Source organism: Paracoccus actinidiae (assembly GCF_030863885.1).
GTDB classification, from domain to species: Bacteria; Pseudomonadota; Alphaproteobacteria; order Rhodobacterales; family Rhodobacteraceae; genus Paracoccus; species Paracoccus everestensis.
The window spans coordinates 540,408-558,430 of sequence record NZ_CP132956.1 but is presented as its reverse complement, the minus strand read 5'-3'; the positions used below and the strand labels follow the sequence as shown (position 1 = coordinate 558,430).

General features: G+C 62.0%; 20 protein-coding genes and 2 pseudogenes. 17 read left to right on the top strand and 5 right to left on the bottom strand.

What is annotated here, in order from left to right; genetic code table 11:
• Window positions 1-2: 2 nt before the first annotated feature.
• Entirely contained in the window at window positions 3-1,178 is a 1,176-nt protein-coding gene (locus Q5701_RS02775) for an OmpP1/FadL family transporter (RefSeq protein ID WP_306753634.1), read from the bottom strand.
• Between the two features lie 248 nt (window positions 1,179-1,426).
• On the opposite strand from Q5701_RS02775, the gene guaB reads away from it, so the two are divergent.
• Window positions 1,427-2,875 (top strand): IMP dehydrogenase, encoded by a 1,449-nt coding sequence (gene guaB / locus Q5701_RS02770; protein WP_306753633.1) that lies wholly within the window; start codon window positions 1,427-1,429, stop codon window positions 2,873-2,875.
• Between the two features lie 219 nt (window positions 2,876-3,094).
• On the opposite strand, the gene Q5701_RS02765 is transcribed toward guaB, so the two are convergent.
• Window positions 3,095-3,484 (bottom strand): ATPase, encoded by a 390-nt coding sequence (locus Q5701_RS02765; RefSeq protein ID WP_306753632.1) that lies wholly within the window; start codon window positions 3,482-3,484, stop codon window positions 3,095-3,097.
• Between the two features lie 84 nt (window positions 3,485-3,568).
• Here Q5701_RS02765 and Q5701_RS02760 point away from each other — a divergent pair, with 84 nt between their 5' ends.
• Both Q5701_RS02760 and Q5701_RS02755 read left to right on the top strand, forming a co-directional pair.
• Entirely contained in the window at window positions 3,569-3,892 is a 324-nt protein-coding gene (locus Q5701_RS02760) for a COG3415 family protein (protein ID WP_306753631.1), read from the top strand.
• A 225-nt stretch (window positions 3,893-4,117) separates the two neighbouring features.
• Window positions 4,118-4,399: a hypothetical protein gene (locus Q5701_RS02755; RefSeq protein ID WP_306753630.1), complete on the top strand. Its 282-nt coding sequence runs from the start codon at window positions 4,118-4,120 to the stop codon at window positions 4,397-4,399.
• A gap of 125 nt (window positions 4,400-4,524) precedes the next feature.
• On the opposite strand, the pseudogene Q5701_RS02750 reads toward Q5701_RS02755, so the two are convergent.
• A pseudogene (locus Q5701_RS02750) lies at window positions 4,525-4,828 on the bottom strand (DDE-type integrase/transposase/recombinase); the annotation flags it as partial.
• Between the two features lie 281 nt (window positions 4,829-5,109).
• On the opposite strand from Q5701_RS02750, the gene Q5701_RS02745 reads away from it, so the two are divergent.
• The 10 genes and pseudogenes from Q5701_RS02745 (at window position 5,110) to hspQ (ending at window position 12,785) form a co-directional block, all read left to right on the top strand.
• Window positions 5,110-5,562 carry a DUF2721 domain-containing protein gene (locus tag Q5701_RS02745; RefSeq protein ID WP_306753628.1) on the top strand — a complete coding sequence of 151 codons (453 nt, stop codon included), beginning with the start codon at window positions 5,110-5,112 and terminating at the stop codon, window positions 5,560-5,562.
• 57 nt (window positions 5,563-5,619) lie between these two features.
• Window positions 5,620-6,382: pseudogene (locus Q5701_RS02740) on the top strand (IS5 family transposase).
• Window positions 6,383-6,420: 38 nt separating this feature from the next.
• A complete protein-coding gene (locus Q5701_RS02735; RefSeq protein WP_306753626.1) occupies window positions 6,421-6,546 on the top strand; it encodes a hypothetical protein in 126 nt (41 codons plus the stop codon).
• Between the two features lie 150 nt (window positions 6,547-6,696).
• Window positions 6,697-7,152 carry a DNA methyltransferase gene (locus Q5701_RS02730; RefSeq protein WP_306753625.1) on the top strand — a complete coding sequence of 152 codons (456 nt, stop codon included), beginning with the start codon at window positions 6,697-6,699 and terminating at the stop codon, window positions 7,150-7,152.
• A complete protein-coding gene (locus Q5701_RS22805; protein WP_373568610.1) occupies window positions 7,073-7,480 on the top strand; it encodes a DNA methyltransferase in 408 nt (135 codons plus the stop codon). Before Q5701_RS02730 ends, Q5701_RS22805 begins: the two co-directional genes overlap by 80 nt.
• A gap of 760 nt (window positions 7,481-8,240) precedes the next feature.
• Entirely contained in the window at window positions 8,241-9,389 is a 1,149-nt protein-coding gene (locus tag Q5701_RS02725) for a phosphoserine transaminase (protein ID WP_306753624.1), read from the top strand.
• Between the two features lie 103 nt (window positions 9,390-9,492).
• Complete coding sequence (gene serA, locus Q5701_RS02720; RefSeq protein ID WP_306753622.1) at window positions 9,493-11,082, top strand: phosphoglycerate dehydrogenase; 1,590 nt, start codon at window positions 9,493-9,495, stop codon at window positions 11,080-11,082.
• Between the two features lie 56 nt (window positions 11,083-11,138).
• A complete protein-coding gene (locus tag Q5701_RS02715; RefSeq protein ID WP_306753621.1) occupies window positions 11,139-11,876 on the top strand; it encodes a metallophosphoesterase in 738 nt (245 codons plus the stop codon).
• Complete coding sequence (locus tag Q5701_RS02710) at window positions 11,867-12,331, top strand: CreA family protein (RefSeq protein WP_306753619.1); 465 nt, start codon at window positions 11,867-11,869, stop codon at window positions 12,329-12,331. Before Q5701_RS02715 ends, Q5701_RS02710 begins: the two co-directional genes overlap by 10 nt.
• Before the next feature lie 121 nt (window positions 12,332-12,452).
• On the top strand, window positions 12,453-12,785 hold the full coding sequence (hspQ, locus tag Q5701_RS02705) for a heat shock protein HspQ (protein WP_234854638.1): 333 nt from the start codon (window positions 12,453-12,455) through the stop codon (window positions 12,783-12,785).
• Here the strand turns inward: hspQ and Q5701_RS02700 are convergent.
• Both Q5701_RS02700 and Q5701_RS02695 read right to left on the bottom strand, forming a co-directional pair.
• On the bottom strand, window positions 12,758-13,276 hold the full coding sequence (locus Q5701_RS02700) for an ATP-binding protein (protein WP_306753617.1): 519 nt from the start codon (window positions 13,274-13,276) through the stop codon (window positions 12,758-12,760). The genes hspQ and Q5701_RS02700 overlap by 28 nt on opposite strands.
• A 30-nt stretch (window positions 13,277-13,306) precedes the next feature.
• Entirely contained in the window at window positions 13,307-13,630 is a 324-nt protein-coding gene (locus Q5701_RS02695; RefSeq protein WP_234854630.1) for an STAS domain-containing protein, read from the bottom strand.
• Window positions 13,631-13,905: 275 nt separating this feature from the next.
• Here Q5701_RS02695 and Q5701_RS02690 point away from each other — a divergent pair, with 275 nt between their 5' ends.
• From Q5701_RS02690 to Q5701_RS02675, 4 genes are all read left to right on the top strand, one after another.
• The gene (locus Q5701_RS02690) at window positions 13,906-15,315 is read left to right on the top strand and encodes a circularly permuted type 2 ATP-grasp protein (RefSeq protein WP_234854629.1); all 1,410 of its coding nucleotides are present in this window, start codon (window positions 13,906-13,908) and stop codon (window positions 15,313-15,315) included.
• 10 nt (window positions 15,316-15,325) lie between these two features.
• The gene (locus Q5701_RS02685; protein WP_234854628.1) at window positions 15,326-16,282 is read left to right on the top strand and encodes an alpha-E domain-containing protein; all 957 of its coding nucleotides are present in this window, start codon (window positions 15,326-15,328) and stop codon (window positions 16,280-16,282) included.
• The gene (locus Q5701_RS02680) at window positions 16,282-17,124 is read left to right on the top strand and encodes a transglutaminase family protein (protein ID WP_306753616.1); all 843 of its coding nucleotides are present in this window, start codon (window positions 16,282-16,284) and stop codon (window positions 17,122-17,124) included. The genes Q5701_RS02685 and Q5701_RS02680 overlap by 1 nt, the downstream gene beginning before the upstream one ends.
• Window positions 17,125-17,286: 162 nt before the next feature.
• Entirely contained in the window at window positions 17,287-18,012 is a 726-nt protein-coding gene (locus Q5701_RS02675) for a proteasome-type protease (RefSeq protein WP_234854624.1), read from the top strand.
• The last annotated feature ends 11 nt before the right edge of the window (window positions 18,013-18,023 follow it).

The window sequence follows — 18,023 nt, the reverse complement described above, 5'->3', positions numbered from 1 at the left end:
TGTCAGAAGCTGTAGCCGATGCGGACGCCGACACCCCACGCGTCGCTGTCGTCCATCGTTGCAACGGTGGTCTTGTTTCCGCTTTCCCCGATTCCCAGGTCGGCATCGCCCAGCTTGGTGTAGTTGATGCCGGTGGTGATCTTCAGGTTGTCCATCGTGTAGATCGCGGCAACCGTAATCGCCTTGCGCCCGTTGGTCGGCGCCAGCGGCGATGCCGTGTCCCCTTCGTCCGGTTCGTAAAGGAACGAAACCGAACCCGACCAGTTCTCGGTGAACTTGCGTCCCACGCCGATGGTATAGGTTGTCGTATCCTCCACCTCGACCAGCGGAATGATTCCCGGGGTAGCAGTGGCGATCGGAAAGACAAAGTTGTCCACCACGAACTCTGACCATTTCACCCAGCGTATGGAGCCGAAGAGCAACGTACCCTCGGCAATTCCGGTCTGCCCCTCCAGGGTCCAGCTGCGCGGCGTCTTGACGGTGTAATCACCGGTCACCTCGCTTGGCAGGAAGGCCCCGCTTTCAGTCATTTCGAAGTCGTGTTCGATCTCCGAGTTGTAGGTGAGCGATACACGGGCCGCGATCTCGGGGACCTCGTATGCAGCGCCCAGAACATAGCCCACCCCCCACTCACCGTCGATTGTCAGGTCATATGGCCGTCCAAGGCTGGAATAACCCTGTCCTGCCAGCCGGACGCGCCCATCGGCATAGGAACCACGAAGACCACCATGGACTGAAAAGTTGTTGTCGAACTTGTAGCGCGCCAGGGCCGTGTAGGTGGTCGAATTTACTTCGACCCGTGTTCCGCCCAGCAGGACCGACGCCTCGACCGCAGGATCGGGTATGGGTCCAGGCTGCGTCGGATAAAGAAGGTCTGCCCCGAAGGGCTGCTCGATGATGACGGCGGCCGATAGGTTGTTGTTGAATTGGTGCTTGTAGGCCAGGCCCACGAAACCATAGCCCTGTGCCACGTCACCGGTCCGGTAGGGTCCGCCAAAAGCGGCTGGCGTTCTGTCTTGGCCCTTGACCGTCGGATCGACGCCGCCGAAGCTCAATTCAGCGTAATTGCCTTCCTCGAACAGCACCGAAAGGGACTGCGGCGCGCGCTCGATCCCGCCCGCGATGAGCGGTGATGCGGATATCAGCAGAACCGCACCGCCCGTCATGATTTTTTTCATAGGTTCCTCCCTTGGCAGTCATGGGACCGCTGGATTCGCAACTTACCGCCGATGTTCTACGAATCAATTGACGGTGCAATATGACGCGGCGTCCGCCCGGAATGCGTGTGGGGTCCGTGGCATTGGGGCAACTTTCGGTTGTCCGAGCCCAGGCCGTTCGCGCAAGAAATCCGCGCCAACGCACTGGACAAAGACCCCGACGCGTGAAAGGGGAAACTGCCAAACGATGTTGCCGCAAGGACACTCCCATGCAGATTCGTGAGGCGCTTACCTTTGACGATGTTCTTCTGGTGCCCGCCGCATCCACGGTCATGCCCTCGACCGCCGATGTGACGACGCGCGTGACCCGAAGCATCGCCATGAACATCCCGTTGCTGTCGTCCGCCATGGACACCGTCACCGAAAGCCGCATGGCCATCGCGATGGCGCAGGCGGGCGGCATGGGCGTGATCCATCGCAACCTGACCGCCGAACAGCAGGCCGACGAAGTTCGGCGCGTCAAGCGGTTTGAATCGGGCATCGTCTATAACCCGATCACGCTGCGGGCCGACCAGACCGTGGGCGACGCGCGGGCCTTCCAGGAACGCTTCAACGTCACCGGCTTTCCGGTGGTGGACGACGAGGGGCGCATCGTCGGCATCGTGACCAACCGCGACATGCGTTTCGCCAGCGACAACCGGACGCCGGTGCGTGCCGTGATGACCACGGACAATCTGGCGATGCTGAATGAACCGGCGGACCGCCAGCAGGCCATCGACCTGATGAAGGAACGCCGGATCGAAAAGCTGCTGATCGCCGACAGCCAGGGCAAGCTGACAGGCCTCTTGACCCTGAAGGATACCGAGAAGTCGGTCCTGAACCCGCTGGCCTGCAAGGACGACCTGGGCCGCCTGCGGGTGGCTGCGGCCTCCACCGTGGGCGACGAGGGCTTTGAGCGCAGCCAGGCCCTGATCGAGGCGGGCGTGGACATGGTCGTGATCGACACCGCCCATGGCCATTCGGCGGGCGTCGCCAAGGCGGTCGAGCGCGTCAAGATGTTTTCCAACCAGGTGCAGGTGGTCGCGGGCAACGTCGCCACGGCCGAAGCCACGCGTGCCCTGATCGACGCGGGCGCCGATGCGGTCAAGGTGGGCATCGGGCCTGGGTCGATCTGCACGACGCGGATCGTGGCGGGCGTGGGCGTGCCGCAGCTGACGGCGATCATGGACGCGGCATCCGCTGCGGGCGACGTGCCGATCATCGCGGATGGCGGCATCAAGTTTTCCGGCGATTTCGCCAAGGCGATCGCGGCGGGCGCAAGCTGCGCCATGGTCGGCAGCGCCATCGCAGGCACCGACGAGGCGCCGGGCGAGGTGATCCTGTACCAGGGCCGCAGCTTCAAGTCCTATCGCGGCATGGGATCCCTGGGTGCCATGGCGCGGGGCAGCGCGGACCGTTATTTCCAGAAGGATGCCGCGACCGACAAGCTGGTTCCCGAAGGGATCGAGGGGCAGGTAGCCTACAAGGGTTCCGCCAATGCGGTGATCCACCAGCTTGTGGGCGGCCTGCGGGCGGCCATGGGCTATACCGGCTGCGCCACGGTCGAGGAGATGCGCCAGAACTGCCAGTTCGTCCGCATCACCGGCGCGGGGCTGAAGGAAAGCCACGTCCACGACGTGCAGATCACGCGGGAAAGCCCGAATTATCGCCTTGGATAATCAACGGGTAAACGCTTTCCTGCTTGATGCCCGGCTGATGGTTCGGGTACTAGAAATCAAAGACTTACGCAGACATTAGCGCGCGCAACTGATGCAAACTGATGCTGAAACGATAGGGTTGCCGATGTACTGATGCAGTCTCCACTGCATCGTGGGATCCCGTCCGGCGCACCCGACGATTGGGGCCCGGATAGCAGGACCGCCTCATCAACCGGCCGATCAGATCACGAGGTCGGCGGCATATGCCGTTAGAATCCACCGTGGCAGGACTGGCGCGGCCTTGATCAGGCGGCCACCGGCAAAGACAAGCATCTGCTGCTGGGGCGCATTTAGGCGCGAGTTGTCGAACACCATCCCCCGATCCGCCCGCAACACGGCATCTCGGATCAGCGGCTGGCCGCGTTCGTAGCGGGCGCGGATTTTCTCCTCGGGGACATCATGGCCCCCTTCCTCGGTCCGGGCCATGACGCGCCCGACGGAAAGGTCGGGGCCATCGACGCCCACGTGCATGACGACGACAAGGCATCCCCGCGCCCTAGCGGCGTCCACGATCTCCAGCTTCGAGGGGTGCGAGAAGACCGTTTCGGTCGCGAAGCTCTGGCCCGCCACTAAGGCGTTTCGGTAAAAACGTGAATTGCCAAGGGATTTCGATACGGTGCAGTCTTTGCTCCTCTTGTTCGGGGAGGATGGATCATGTCAGCACCTTTGACGAATGCACTTCGGACGCGGTTTCAGCGGTCTATCGAAGAGGGCCTGAGCGGCCGTGCTGCAGCCATGCGCCTGAAGTTGTCACCTGCGACAGGAGCACGGTGGGCACAGTTGATCCGGACACGCGGTCACGCTCATCCCGCGCCTCAGGGGCGCCCTCTTGGGCGAGGCAAGCTCGCGCCCTTCCAGGCGTTTTTCGAGGAACTGGTCACCCAGGATCCTGACATCACGCTCTTCGAACTGCGCGACGCCCTGGCGGTGACAGAAGGTGTCGAAGCTCACCATTCAGAGGTGGTTCAGGAAATCTGAACGGCTGGGATAGGTGGATTTTCCGCGTCTGAGCCGGGCCAGAAATTGATCTGGTGGATCAATTTCCCGGCGATTGGGCAGCATGATGCTGCGAGCGAGGTGTTTGAGGTTAACAGTAACTTACATAGCTGCAATGGAGGCATACTTCCGCAACTCTTAGAATTCCAGATAGCCGGGAGGATGACGCCGTCTGCATTGTAGGAGTTGGAAATATCAAAACAGACCTTGATCGTCGCAAGCGGGATCGCTTTGATGTCGGTTGTTTCAGCACAGGCTCAAGATCGTGAGCTGCGGATCGATTGTGGCGCGACCGACGTGATCATGAGCGCGGATACAGCGGTGGTCATAAAGGAGAATACCGATTTGACCGCAGAAGAGATCGCAGCCCGCACGTGCGATATCTTCAGGCAAGTCGATGCCTCGGCGTATACCGAGCCGACAGACGTGACAGTCACAATGCCGTCTGGTGCTCAGGTCACGGCGAAGATGCAAGTTAGTCAGAACTGACGACGCGCATCCCAGTCCAATTCCGCTGCTGGCCTCATACGACGAGGCCAGCCGCACCGGCCATAATCCGCTTTGACGATTGATCTGCGCCGTCGGGTTCGATCCGGCGGAGACTGTGTTCCAGTTTTACGGGGCAAGCGGCCAGGCGGTCCTGCGCAAGAGTCGATGGCTGCTGGCTTTTTACGGCGCTTCGACAAGCATGAAGTCCAAAATCCTTCCGAACTTGTCGGCTGCGGGATAGAGATAGACCCACTGTCTCTTCACCCTGATTTAGATCTCGTCCATCCACCAAGGGATGTTGAACAGCTGCTTGCGTCGGCGTGGGTCCTCCGCGACCTGCCCGGCCTAGCGCCCTACTCTGTTCAGCGTACCATGGTCGACCTTCAGGCCTTGCTCGGCTATGAGCTTCTCAAGGTCTCGGTAAAACACCCTACAATGCTGACAGGGTAGATATCGTGCCCGATAAGGCCCCAAGAAAGTACGAAAGTCGTCTTTTCTGACCTGTTAATCGACGTTCTTGAGCCTGCGTGGGAAGTTATCCTGAGGATGACGCGGAATCACCAGCCGCCTGTCCTTCAAGAGTGATCTCTAAAACCTAGGTCGCGAGCCTTGGGGGGATTGGCAACATATTCGGAAACCAGTTTTGTCGCAACTGAACGGTTTACGCCCCAGGGGCGTGGAACGGGACCAAGTTCACTGAAGGATAGCTCATGGATACGCCGCCTATCGTTTATGATTTTGCCGCAGTCATCCAGATATCTCTTGCGCCTGTCTTTCTGTTGACTGGCACAGGGGCGTTTGTAAACATTTATGCCGCCCGTCTGGGGAGAGTCTCGGATCGGTTGAACGCGCTGGCGGATAAGAACAAACAAAGCGAGCATTTCCGCATGCAGCTCGCATACCTGCGGCGGCGTACACTTGCGCTCAACATCGCAATGGTTCTGGGCGTGCTAGCAGGTATTTGCACGGGTGCGGCCACGTTGAACCTTCTTGCTGGGGCCCTTGCTATCGGACTACGCCAGGAAAACTTGTTTTGGTTCTTCGGTGGTGCCATAGTCTCTCTGATATTGTCCCTCCTCGCGTTCTTATTCGAGTTGCTGCTCACTTGGCAGAACCTATTGCGGCAGATACGAATGGACGGAACTGCCTTAGAACAGAATTAGGGTCTGGACCCGTTAATCGGCTTGCGCCCCTTTGGCCGCATGATTCACGCTCGCGAAGTGAGCAATCTTTTCTGGCTGACGGACGAGCAGATGGCGCGGTTGCGGTCGTTCTTTCCGGAAAGCCATGGCAAGCCGAGCGTTGATGACCGGCGCGTCCTGAGCGGGATATTCTTCATCAATCGCAACCGTTTGCGGTGGTCCGATGCGCCCGGCGCGTATGGGCCGGCGAAGACGCTCTACAATCGCTGGAAGCGGTGGAGTGACATGGGGGTCTTCGCACGGATCATGGAGGGGCTCGCCTCCTACGGCACCAAACAGAAGACCAGCATGATTGATGCAACCTATTTGAAAGCTCATCGCAAGCTTCGAGCCTGCGGTTGGAAAAGGCGGGGCGTGGCAGGCTGATTGGCCGAACAAAAGGCGGCATGAACACCAAGTTGCATGCTGTCACTGACGCCAAGGGCCGCCCGATCAAGTTTTTCATGACCGTCGGCCAGAAACGGCGATTACATCGGTGCAGCTGCATCGGCGCGAGCAGTCTGCCTGGAGCCGACTGGCTGCTTGCCGACCGGGGATAAGACGCCGACTGGTATCGTGAAGCCTTGCAAGACAAGGGTATCACACCCTGCATTCCGGGCCGGAAGTCATGTGGCACGTCCGTCAAATACGACAAGCGCCGCCACAAGGGGCGCAACCGAATCGAGATCATGTTCGGCAGGCTCAAGGACTGGCGGCGCGTTGCAACCCGGCTCCCGACAGGTGCCCAAAGGCCTTCCTCTCCGCCGTCGCCCTCGCCGCAACCGTCATCTTCTGGCTGTGAATATCAATCAGTCTGGATCCTAGAGGATTGCCGACGACATGACGACCTTCGATCCCAGGGACATCCAAGGGAGCATTGTTTTTCCTGCCTCTTCCGTGCCCTCCTTCCCGACCGCGCCAGCAGCCTTCGATCACGCGGTGATCTGCGGCGATGCCCCTGCCTGAATGGCGGCACTGCCTGCCGGCAGCGTTGACGTCGCGGTGACATCGCCGCCCTACAACATCGGCGTGTCCTATCGCAGTTACGATGACTGCCTGCCCCAGCCGGCTTATCTGGACTGGATGGGGGAAACCGCCGCGTAGGTCGCGCGGGTCGTGGCTGACGATGGCGCCGCCTTCCTCAATCTCCGCGCCAGCGCCGATCCCTGGCAGCCCATGGACGTCGCAAACGAATTCCGCCGGCATCTGGTGCTGCAGAACACCATCACCTGGGTCAAGTCGGTAACCGTGGAAGGTGGGACGCGGGGGCATGTCCGGCCTGTGAACAGCCGTCGCTATCTGAACAGGTCGCACGAGTGCATCTACCACCTCACCAAAGGCAGCGACGTCCCGATCAACCGCCTGGCGATCGGCGTGCCCTATCCCGACAAGAGGAACCTGCGGCGTTGGAAAGCGGCGGCCCAAGGATCTGCGCTGTGGCGGCAACACTTGGTTCGTTCCCTACGAGACGGCCGGGAAGTCCGTCGGCGCGATGCGCCATCCGGCCGCCTTTCCGCTCGAACTGCCGCACCGCTGCCTCCGGATGCATGGCGGCCAAGGCGTCGTGCTTGATCCTTTCCTGGGCTCAAGGACCACGCTCGTCCCCGCGCGGGAGCTCGGATGGCACGGCATCGGGATCGAACTCGATCCAAACTATGCGGGCATGGCACGGGCGCGGATTGCGGTAGCGGAGGGGTCTGGAGCCTGCCGGTGCGGGTCTGCTGAAGCGGAACGCGGCCAAGACCAACATTGCACCGTCCCTGCGCGAGCTACGCAAAGCGCGGGGCATGATGCAAGAGCAGGTCGGCGAAGCGTCCGGTCTGACCTAGCCGATGATCTCCAGGCTGGAAGCTCCTCTTGGGGCCCTTACCCGCACTGGGAAGCGTCCTGCCCTATGTGACCTCCTGCCATGGCCATCTCTCCATGGACTTCCGGCTCGAAGAGGAGGCCGGTGCCCAAGAGATCGCACCCCGATGCAGCACCGCCAGCTTCGTCTGATGCTCTGGCCCCTGAAGAGGACGAGGTTATGATCCGCCCGAGTTTACCGGAGAGATTGTCTTCACCGGTCAGGGTTGCTTTTTCGCCAGCGTTCAAGCTGAGAGAATGGCGTCCTCAGTTCCAGTTGGAGTGACCTATTCGACCGCTTGGCAGGCATGTTCTTCTACCGGTCGACCCTGTCCAACATTATCTGATGGCTTCCTAGGGCCGGCGAACTCAACGACCTTGATCTTGAACGGACCGTGCAGATTTGCAGCGTCGTTGCCATCGTCCCCCAGTGGCCATCCAATCGGTCCAACGACATCTCATGCCGATGATGGTGCCTCAGAAGCCCACAACTTGGGTTTTCATCTGGAACCGAAATCCTCATCCAACGACAAAAGCCTGCACGTCACATGTTCTTGGGCATATGATCTCCCGATGACAGGGGCGATCTGGACGCTGCCCTCCCCATCGCACCATGGCGCCGATCACGTTCTTATCGCGTCACCTGCGGGGGATGACCATACGCGAGTTCCGGCAGCACCGCCTTCCCAGACCTCCCGGCGAATGTGAGCCCAGCGCGCAAGTTTCTTTTTCTGTTGCAATATTTGCAGGGGGGAAGTATTCCCGGCGGCGGGACACCCTTCCCCAACGAAGGGCTTTTAGCTGGAAGGCTAGTCATGAAAGATCTGACGACCCCGGTGGCGCGCCCGGCAAACCCGCGCTTTTCTTCTGGCCCTTGCGCCAAGATCCCCCATTACAATTTGGACCTTCTGTCGGACGCTCCCCTGGGCCGCTCGCATCGTGCCGCCGTTGGCAAGGCGAAGTTGGCCGAGGCGATTGACCTCACGCGCGAGGTCTTGGGCGTTCCCGCCGATTACCGCATCGGCATCGTCCCCGGTTCCGACACCGGCGCGGTCGAGATGGCGATGTGGTCCCTGCTGGGCGCCCGCCCGGTCGAGATGCTGGCCTGGGAAAGCTTTGGCGAAGGCTGGGTCACCGATGCTGTCAAGCAGCTGAAGCTGGATGCAACGGTCCGCAAGGCCGATTATGGCAGGATCGTCGATTTTGCGCAGGTCGATTTCGACAAGGATGTCGTCTTCACCTGGAACGGCACCACCAGCGGCGTGCGCGTCCCGAATGGCGATGCGATCCCGGCCGACCGCGCCGGCCTGACCATCTGCGACGCGACAAGCGCCGCCTTCGCCATGGACCTGCCCTTTGACAAGCTGGATGTCGTGACCTTCAGCTGGCAGAAGGTTTTGGGCGGCGAGGGTGCGCATGGGATGCTGATCCTGTCGCCCCGCGCGGTGGAACGGCTGGAAACCTATACCCCTGCCTGGCCGCTGCCCAAGATCTTCCGCCTGACCAAGGGCGGCAAGCTGATCGAGGGCATCTTCAAGGGCGAGACGATCAACACGCCATCCATGCTGGCGGTCGAGGATTACCTGGTCGCGCTGAAATGGGCGCAGTCCTTGGGCGGCGTCAAGGCGCTGATCGCCCGGGCCGATGCCAATGCCGCCGCCGTGCGCGATTTCATCGCGGACAAGGACTGGATCGCCGATCTTGCCGCCGATCCGGCAACGGCGTCCAACACTAGCGTCTGCCTGCGCTTTACCGATCCGGCCATCAGGGACGGCGCGGCTTTCGCAAAGGCCGTGGCCAAGCGGCTGGAAAAGGAAGGCGTCGCCCTGGATGCGGGTGCCTATCGCGACGCACCGGCGGGCTTGCGGATCTGGTGCGGATCGACGGTCGAGGCATCCGATGTCGCGGCACTGATGCCTTGGATCGAATGGGCTTATCGCGCCGAGTTGGCTGCGCAAGCCTAGGCTGAGCCGGGGGCGCTGCCCCCGGACCCCCGGGATATTTTTCTGAAGAAGAAACATGGCGTCGGCGCGGCTTTGCCCGGGCGCCCCTGCAAGGATAAATGACATGCCGAAGGTTCTTGTGTCCGACAAGCTGTCGGAAACCGCCGTTCAGATCTTTCGCGACCGCGGCGTCGAGGTCGATTACCTGCCCGACCTGGGCAAGGACAAGGAAAAGCTGGCCGAAGTGATCGGGCAATATGACGGGCTGGCGATCCGGTCCGCGACAAAGGTCACCGAAAAGCTGTTGCAAACTGCGCCCAACCTCAAGGTGATCGGCCGGGCCGGGATCGGGGTCGACAATGTGGACATTCCGGCGGCGTCGAAAAAGGGCGTGATCGTGATGAACACGCCTTTCGGAAACAGCGTGACCACCGCCGAACACGCCATTGCCATGATGTTCGCCGTGGCCCGGCAGTTGCCCGAGGCATCGGCCAGCACCCATGCCGGGAAGTGGGAAAAGAACCGCTTCATGGGGGTCGAGCTGTTCAACAAGACCCTGGGCGTGATCGGCGCGGGGAATATCGGGTCCATTGTGATCGACCGCGCCCTGGGGCTGCACATGAAGGTGCTGGCCTATGACCCCTTCCTGTCGCCCGAGCGCGCCAAGGAGATCGGTGTGACCAAGGTCGACTTGGACGATCTGCTGGGCCGTGCGGACTTCATCACCTTCCATGTGCCGCTGACCGAAAAGACGAAGAACATCCTGTCGCGCGAGGCCATTGCAAAGCTGAAGCCCGGCGTCCGCGTCATCAACTGCGCCCGTGGCGGCCTGGTCGATGAGGAAGCCTTGGCCGAGGCGCTGAAGGACGGTCGCGTCGCGGGGGCCGCCTTCGATGTGTTCGCCGTGGAACCGGCAACCGAAAGCCCGCTGTTCAACCTGCCCAACGTGGTCGTCACCCCGCATCTGGGCGCCTCCACCACCGAGGCGCAGGAAAACGTGGCTCTGCAAGTGGCCGAACAAATGTCGGATTACCTGCTGACCGGCGCGGTGCAGAACGCGCTGAACATGCCTTCGGTCACGGCCGAGGAAGCCGCCGTCATGGGGCCGTGGATCAAGCTGGCGGGCCATCTGGGCGCCTTTGTGGGCCAGATGACGGACGAGCCGATCAAGGCGATCAACGTGCTGTATGACGGCGTTGCGTCCACGATGAACCTGAACGCACTGAACGCCTCGGTCATTGCTGGCGTGATGAAGGCCACGAACCCGGACGTGAACATGGTTTCGGCCCCGGTGATGGCCAAGGAACGCGGCGTGCAGGTGGCCACCACCACCCAGGACAAGGCGGGCGTCTTCGAGGGCTATATCAAGCTGACAGTCGTCACCGACACGCGCGAAAGGTCCATCGCGGGCACGGTCTTCAGCGATGGCAAGCCGCGCTTTATCCAGATCCGCGGCATCACCATCGATGCCGAGGTCGGGCGGCATATGCTTTATACCCGCAACAAGGACGTGCCGGGCGTGATCGGCGCGCTTGGCATGACCTTGGGCGATCTGGGCGTGAACATCGCGAACTTTACCCTGGGCCGGTCGGCCGAGGGCAATGACGCCATCGCGATCCTGTATCTGGACGAACCCATCAGCGACGAGGCCCTGGCCGGTTTGCAGAACACCGGCAAGTTCCTGCAAGCACGCCGCCTGCAGTTCGAGGTTTGACGATCCCGCCGCGTCCCCTTAGTCAGGGGCGCGGCTTTCTTGCAGCGGGGCGGTGAATGCGGCTTTACGTCATTGGCGATGTCCATGGGCATCTGGACCAACTCAGGGCCGCTCATGACCGCATCTTCCGCGATGGCGGGTCCGATGCGCTTATCGCCCATGTGGGCGACCTGATCGACCGGGGACCGGATTCGCGCGGTGTCGTTGACTACCTGATGACGGGCCGGGACCGGGGACGTCCCTGGATCGTCACGCGCGGCAACCACGACCGCTTTTTGCCGCAATATCTGCTGCAGCCCGATTGGGTCGATCCGGGGCTGAGTTCCAGGCTGCACTGGACCCTGCATTCAGGTCTGGGGGCGCCGGAAACGCTGCAATCCTATGGAGTGGACACAGCGGTGTCCCCGGACCGGATGCTGGACCAGGCCAGGCGTGCGGTGCCTGCGGGTCATATCGCCTATCTGGCGTCGCTGCCGCTGTATTTTCTGCATCCGTTGGCCTTGGTCGTCCATGCGGGCATCCGGCCCGGCGTCGACCTGCAAGACCAGGCCGAGGAGGATCTGGTCTGGATCCGGCAGGGTTTCCTGAACAGCCCGCAGGACCACGGGCCGCTGGTGGTTCATGGCCATACCGCAATCCAGACCGCCACCCATTACGGCAACCGCCTGAACGTGGATGGGGGCGCGGCTTACGGCCGGCCGCTTTGCGCGGTGGTGATCGAAAAGGACGCGGTGCATCTGCTGACCGATGCGGGCCGCATCCCCCTGGAACCGAAAGATCTGCCATGCGAATGATCGCCGCCGCCCTGCTGATGATGCCGGCTCTGGCCCAGGCCCGGGAGATCGCTCAGGTCGGCGTCGACTGGGTCGGGAACGACATCGTGATCGAGGCGATTGCCGATCCCGATGTGGGCGGCGTAACCTGCCACCTGGCCTATTTTGAACGTTCGGTCCTGGACCGCCTCAGCCAGGGCAACTGGTTCGAGGATCCCTCGAACAGCGCCATCCAATGCGCCCGCACCGGTCCGGTCGATCTCAGCGCCCTGCGCCCGGGCAGGCCCGAGGACGTGTTCAGCGAAGGGCGGTCGTTGTTGTTCAAGTCCTTGCGGGTCAAGCGCATCTATGATGCGGAAAACCGGGTGCTGGTCTATCTGGCCCATGCGAGCGAGTTGAACGAAGGCTCGGCCAAGATGTCGATGTCCACCGTGCCGCTGCTGGCCGGGGACATGACGGGCAATCCCGCCCGGTAGGCCTGGCCCTGTGGCGCGCTTGCCCCAGGAAATCGTGCAAATGCTGGCGATCCGATGGACAGAATCGGCGTATCGGATTAAAACGCCAGTCAGACCGGCCCTGAAGCCTTATGGAAGATCCATGTACGGACAGCATCGCATCGCCAAATACGGCCTGGGCCAGGTGGTTCGCCACCGCAACAGGCCTTTTCGCGGGGTGATCTTCGATGTCGATCCTGAATTCGCCAATACCCAGGAATGGTATGATTCGATCCCTGAAGACGTGCGCCCGGCCAAGGATCAGCCCTTCTATCACCTGTATGCCGAAACCGAGGCGACCTATTACGTCGCCTATGTCTCGGAACAGAACCTGGTGCCCGACCATTCGGGAGAGCCGCTGGACCACCCCGAGGTCGAGGAGATGTTCGGCGACTTCGAGGACGGGCGTTACCCGCTGATGGGCCCGCTGAACTGAGATTGGTGATAAGGCACCATGAAGGCCAGGCAATTGCGCTGGCCTTCGCGGTAATAGCACAGCGATTGCGTCAGCCCCTGGATCAGGCACCAGCCAAAGCCGCCTTCCGGCAGATCGAGCGGATCAAGGGCGGGAAGGCTGCGGGGAAGCAGGCAGTCGGCCGGCAGGTGGCCGCCGTCATCTGTGATCGCGCAGGACAGGCCATTGTCGTGCATCACCACGCACAGATGCATCGACCGTGACATCGACCCCGGCAGGGGCTGGGGGGCAAGGTCGGCGTGTTCGACGACGTTGTTCATCACCTCGGCCAAGACCAGTTCCAGCCGGCCCATGGCATCAGCGCTGACCTGTGACGCAAAGCGCGTGCGCAGATCCTTCAGCGTCCGGCGCACGTCATGGGGTTCGGCCTGCAGCACGCGATGGAACATCGGCTGCGTCCGGGCCAGGGGGCGCAGGGTGTGACCGGCATTCTGCCGTTCGGTGGAACTCATTACACAAACTCCTGTCTGGGATCGTTGTCACTATTCCTGCGGGGCGGCGGCGGGCCTGATGTCGAACACGCTGTCCATCCGGGTCAGGCGGAACACGCGTTCCACGTTGGGCGTCAGTCCTTCCAGCACCAGCGGCAACGATTCCGGCAAGGCCTTGCGGACCGCGATCATCGCGCCAAGGCCGGAACTGTCCATGAAATCGACGCGGCGCATATCCAGGCGGACGGGCTTGCGGCCCCGCAACACGATCTCTCGCAGCCGGTCCTTGAACCTTGTGGCGATGGCGGCGTCGATGCGTGTTTCGTCCACGGTGACGGTCAGTTGGGTTTCGGTTTCGGTGACGATTAGCTGCATCTTGTTCCCCTGCGCTTCCAGGGATCAGCCTTACCTCCGAAAGGTTACCATCCGGTAAGCGACGCCCACGCCGGAGGAACGGATTCCCCACCGCACCTGCAGCGCCCGAATCTTTGGCAAACGCCTGACATTTCGGCAAAGCTTTCCCCGCCGACGACACTGTCTTGCGGAACTTTCATGCAGGAACCACCATTCCTGTGTGGACTTGGGCAAGGCCGTCTCCGATCATCGGGGGAAGAAGACCCGCGAAGGGTCCGGTGTCAGCGGGTGAAGACATGACCTATTACAACGAGATGTTCGAGGGATCGCAGGTTCGCGAACCCTATGCACGGCTGAGCCAATGGGTCGAAACAATGCCGGCGGATTTCCGGCAGATGAAGCAGGCCGAGGCCGAGGCCCTGTTCCGCCGCATCGGCATCACCTTCGCTGTCTATGGCGAGGGGGGCGATCCCGACCGGCTGATCCCCTTTGACATGATGCCGCGCGTTTTCGAACAGGCCGAGTGGCGCCGCCTGGAACGCGGCATCAAGCAGCGCGCGCGGGCGCTGAACGCATTCCTGCGCGATGTCTATGGCCGGGCCGAGATCGTGCGCGCGGGCCGCATTCCCGCCCGGCTGGTTTACCAGAACGACGCCTATGAAAAGGCCGTGGTGGGCGTGGTGCCGCCGCGCGGCGTTTATTCCCATGTCATCGGCATCGACCTGGTGCGCACCGCTAAGGACGAGTTCTATGTCCTCGAGGACAACTGCCGCACCCCGTCCGGGGTCAGCTATATGCTGGAAAACCGCGAGATCATGATGCGGATGTTCCCCGGCCTGTTCCGCGGCAATCGGATCGAACCCGTGGACCAGTATCCCGACCTGTTGCGCCGCACGCTGGAATCGGTGGCGCCCGCCAAATGCCACGACCGTCCGACCTGCGTCGTCCTGACGCCGGGCCATTTCAACAGCGCCTATTACGAACACAGCTTCCTGGCCAACCTGATGGGCGTCGAACTGGTCGAAGGCGCGGATTTGTTCGTGGACGGCGAATTCGTCTATATGCGCACCACCCAGGGGCCCAGGCGCGTCGATGTGATCTATCGCCGGATCGACGATCCCTTCCTGGATCCGCTGTGCTTCCGCCCCGATTCGATGCTGGGCATTCCGGGGCTGATGGATGTCTATCGCTCGGGCGGGGTGTCGATCTGTTCGGCGCCGGGCGCGGGCGTGGCCGACGACAAGGCGATCTATACCTTTGTGCCGGAAATGGTCCGCTTTTATTTGGGAGAGGAGCCGTTGCTGCAGAACGTCCAGACCTGGACCCTGTGGAAAGACGACGATTACAAATATGTCATGGAACACCTGCCCGACCTTGTCGTGAAAGAGGTCCATGGATCGGGCGGTTACGGAATGCTGGTCGGTCCCCGGTCCACCAAGGAGGAGATCGAGACCTTCCGTGCCAAGATAAAGGCCGATCCCGGCAACTATATTGCCCAGCCGACCCTGGCCTTGTCCACCTGCCCCACCTTTGTCGCCGAAGGGCTGGCCCCGCGCCACGTGGACCTGCGCCCCTATTGCCTGTGCGGCGACCGGATCGAGCTGGTGCCGGGCGGCCTGACGCGCGTGGCGCTGCGCGAGGGAAGCCTTGTCGTCAACTCGTCGCAGGGCGGGGGCGTCAAGGACACCTGGGTCTTGTCGGAATAAGGGGACGTATATGCTCAGCCGCACCGCCGCGAACCTGTTCTGGATGGGCCGGCACCTGGAACGCGCCGACACCGCCGCCCGCCTGCTGGACGTGGGCCAGCGCATCACGCTGCTGCCGAACACCGCCTCGGGGTATCAGAACGAATGGAACTCGCTGTTGCAGGCATCGGGTTCGGCCAACCTGTTCGCCCGCAAATATGGCGAGATCAGCCAGGAAAACATCGAGGAATTCATCTTCTTCGACCGGGAAAATCCGTCATCGGTGATGTCCTGCACCGAAAAGGCGCGCGAAGCGGGGCGGATCGTGCGGACCGCGCTGACCAGCCAGGTCTGGGACGCGCTGAACATGGCCTATCAGGATCTGCGCAAGATCGAGAAGACGCCCCGCGACAAGCTGGACATGGCCTCTTTGACGGATGTGACGACCAGCTATACCTCGACCGTGCGGGGCGCGATCAATGCCACGCAGTTGCGCAACGACGGCTGGCATTTCATGAATCTCGGCTATGGCCTGGAACGGGCGGACGCGACCGCCCGGCTGCTGGATGTAAAGTATTATGTGCTTTTGCCCCGGATCGAATTCGTCGGATCGGGCCTGGACACCTATCAATGGCAGGTGATCCTGCGGGCGCTGTCGGCGCACCGGTCCTATCACTGGGCCTATGGGGGCGACATCACGGCAGGGCGGGTTGCGGATTTCCTGATCCTGAACGGCGAAAGCCCCCGGTCGCTGATCACCTCGCTTTACGAGGCGGTCTGGAACCTGGAAGGGCTTGCCAAGCGATATGGCGAAACGGTGCCGACCAATGCGCGGGACAAGGCACGAGAGGTGCTGTCCCGCCTGCAGGCCCATGACATCGACATGATCTTCGACGAAGGGCTGCATGAATTCCTGACCTGGTTCATCACCGAGATCGGCACGATCTCGTCCCTGGTGCACGAGGATTATCTTTTGGGGGGATCGTGATGAAGCTGCGCATCTTTCATCGGACGGTTTACCGCTATGACCGGCCGGTCAGGAACCTGGTGCAAAGCCTGCGGCTGACCCCCTCGGTTTCCGAAGGCCAGCGGACGCATGACTGGGCGATCGAGGTGGAGGGCGGCATTCGCGGCCCCGGTTTCCGCGATGGGGCCGGCGACTGGATCGAAGGCTGGACCGTGCGCGGGCCAACCGGGGAAGTCACCGTCACCGTGACGGGCCGGGTCGAGACACGCGACACCGCCGGCGTGCTGCGCGGGCATCGCGAACTGATCCACCCGCTTGCATATCTGCGCGACACGCCCGCGACCCAGCCCGAGGCAGGGCTGCGCGAATTGGCGGCGGCAGTCACCGACCCATCGGATTCGCTGGACCTTGCACATAAGCTGTCGGGGGCGGTATCGGGCGCCATCGCCTATGTCCCCGGCCAGACGGAGTTCCACACCACCGCGGCCGAGGCCCTGGAACAGGGCAAAGGCGTCTGCCAGGACCATGCCCATGCCTTGGTCGCCGTCGCGCGCCTGCGTGACCTGTCCGCGCGCTATGTGTCGGGCTATCTGCACAGCACGACCGAGGGCGAGGCGCACGAGGCCGCCCATGCCTGGGCCGAGATCCACGTTCCCGGTCTGGGCTGGATCGGCTTTGATCCGGCAAACCAGTGCTGTCCCGACGAACGCTATGTCCGCCTGGGGTCAGGGCTGGATGCGTCCGACGCGGCCCCCATCCGCGGGATCGCCGCGGGCCAGGGCATCGAGACGATGGATGTCGCGGTCAATGTCGAGGAAGTGGAACGCTTCCAGACCCAAAGTCAAAGCCAGACGCAAAGTTGAAAAGGCCTGCCGGCCCCTTCTCTGCTGAAAAGATCCACTGGACCTTTCCGGGCGTTCCGAAGCCCTGCGGATATTTAAGCCAGAGGGAACGGAAAGGACGGATTGCGACCTGTCCCCGCGACGACTAGATTGCAGCGCGATCATGACGGGAAAGACGCAGCCATGACCTATTGCGTCGGCTTGAAGCTGAATGCCGGACTTGTGCTGTTGTCGGACACGCGCACCAATGCAGGCTTGGACAATATCGCCTGTTATCGAAAGATGTTCTTTTTCGAACAGCCGGGCGAACGCAGCATCGTGGTGATGACTGCCGGATCCCTGTCGGTGACGCAAACCACCCTGGCGCGCCTGAACGAGGCCATCCATGACGAGATGGCAGACGAGACCACCTCGATCATGAAGGCGCAGACGATGTTGCAGGTCGCCACGATCATCGGCGACACGCTGTCGCGCACACGTCGGGAAATCGCCGAGCAACATCGCGACCTGCGCCAGCAGGCGTCGGCCAGCATGATCGTCGCGGGCCAGCGGTGCGGCGGCGATATGCGCCTGTTCCTTATCTATCCCGAGGGGAATTTCATCGAGGCGACCGAGGACACGCCCTTTCTGCAGATCGGCGAACACAAATATGGCAAGCCCATCCTCGACCGCGTGGTGACGCCCGCGACCAATCTGGCCGATGCGCAGAAAGCCGTGCTGCTCTCGATGGATTCGACGCTGCGGTCCAACCTGTCGGTCGGAATGCCCTTGGACTTGGCGATCATCGGACGGGACGCCTGCGCCGTCACGCATCGCCGCCGCATTCTGGAAGGTGACGCCGATTTTGCAAGGATGAGCGCGGCCTGGTCCGCCGCGCTGCGCGACAGCTTTGTCAATATTTCGGTCTGATCCGGGCATTT

Coding starts and splice junctions, on each gene's coding strand:
- Q5701_RS02675 (WP_234854624.1), top strand. CDS start 17,287: ATGACCTATTGCGTCGGCTTGAAGCTGAATGCCGGACTTGTGCTGTTG.
- Q5701_RS02690 (WP_234854629.1), top strand. CDS start 13,906: ATGACCTATTACAACGAGATGTTCGAGGGATCGCAGGTTCGCGAACCC.
- Q5701_RS02710 (WP_306753619.1), top strand. CDS start 11,867: ATGCGAATGATCGCCGCCGCCCTGCTGATGATGCCGGCTCTGGCCCAG.
- Q5701_RS02775 (WP_306753634.1), bottom strand. CDS start 1,178: ATGAAAAAAATCATGACGGGCGGTGCGGTTCTGCTGATATCCGCATCA.
- Q5701_RS22805 (WP_373568610.1), top strand. CDS start 7,073: ATGCGCCATCCGGCCGCCTTTCCGCTCGAACTGCCGCACCGCTGCCTC.
- Q5701_RS02735 (WP_306753626.1), top strand. CDS start 6,421: ATGACGACCTTCGATCCCAGGGACATCCAAGGGAGCATTGTTTTTCCT.
- Q5701_RS02715 (WP_306753621.1), top strand. CDS start 11,139: ATGCGGCTTTACGTCATTGGCGATGTCCATGGGCATCTGGACCAACTC.
- serA (WP_306753622.1), top strand. CDS start 9,493: ATGCCGAAGGTTCTTGTGTCCGACAAGCTGTCGGAAACCGCCGTTCAG.
- Q5701_RS02695 (WP_234854630.1), bottom strand. CDS start 13,630: ATGCAGCTAATCGTCACCGAAACCGAAACCCAACTGACCGTCACCGTG.
- Q5701_RS02745 (WP_306753628.1), top strand. CDS start 5,110: ATGGATACGCCGCCTATCGTTTATGATTTTGCCGCAGTCATCCAGATA.
- Q5701_RS02760 (WP_306753631.1), top strand. CDS start 3,569: ATGTCAGCACCTTTGACGAATGCACTTCGGACGCGGTTTCAGCGGTCT.
- Q5701_RS02700 (WP_306753617.1), bottom strand. CDS start 13,276: ATGAGTTCCACCGAACGGCAGAATGCCGGTCACACCCTGCGCCCCCTG.
- Q5701_RS02685 (WP_234854628.1), top strand. CDS start 15,326: ATGCTCAGCCGCACCGCCGCGAACCTGTTCTGGATGGGCCGGCACCTG.
- hspQ (WP_234854638.1), top strand. CDS start 12,453: ATGTACGGACAGCATCGCATCGCCAAATACGGCCTGGGCCAGGTGGTT.
- Q5701_RS02725 (WP_306753624.1), top strand. CDS start 8,241: ATGAAAGATCTGACGACCCCGGTGGCGCGCCCGGCAAACCCGCGCTTT.
- Q5701_RS02680 (WP_306753616.1), top strand. CDS start 16,282: ATGAAGCTGCGCATCTTTCATCGGACGGTTTACCGCTATGACCGGCCG.
- guaB (WP_306753633.1), top strand. CDS start 1,427: ATGCAGATTCGTGAGGCGCTTACCTTTGACGATGTTCTTCTGGTGCCC.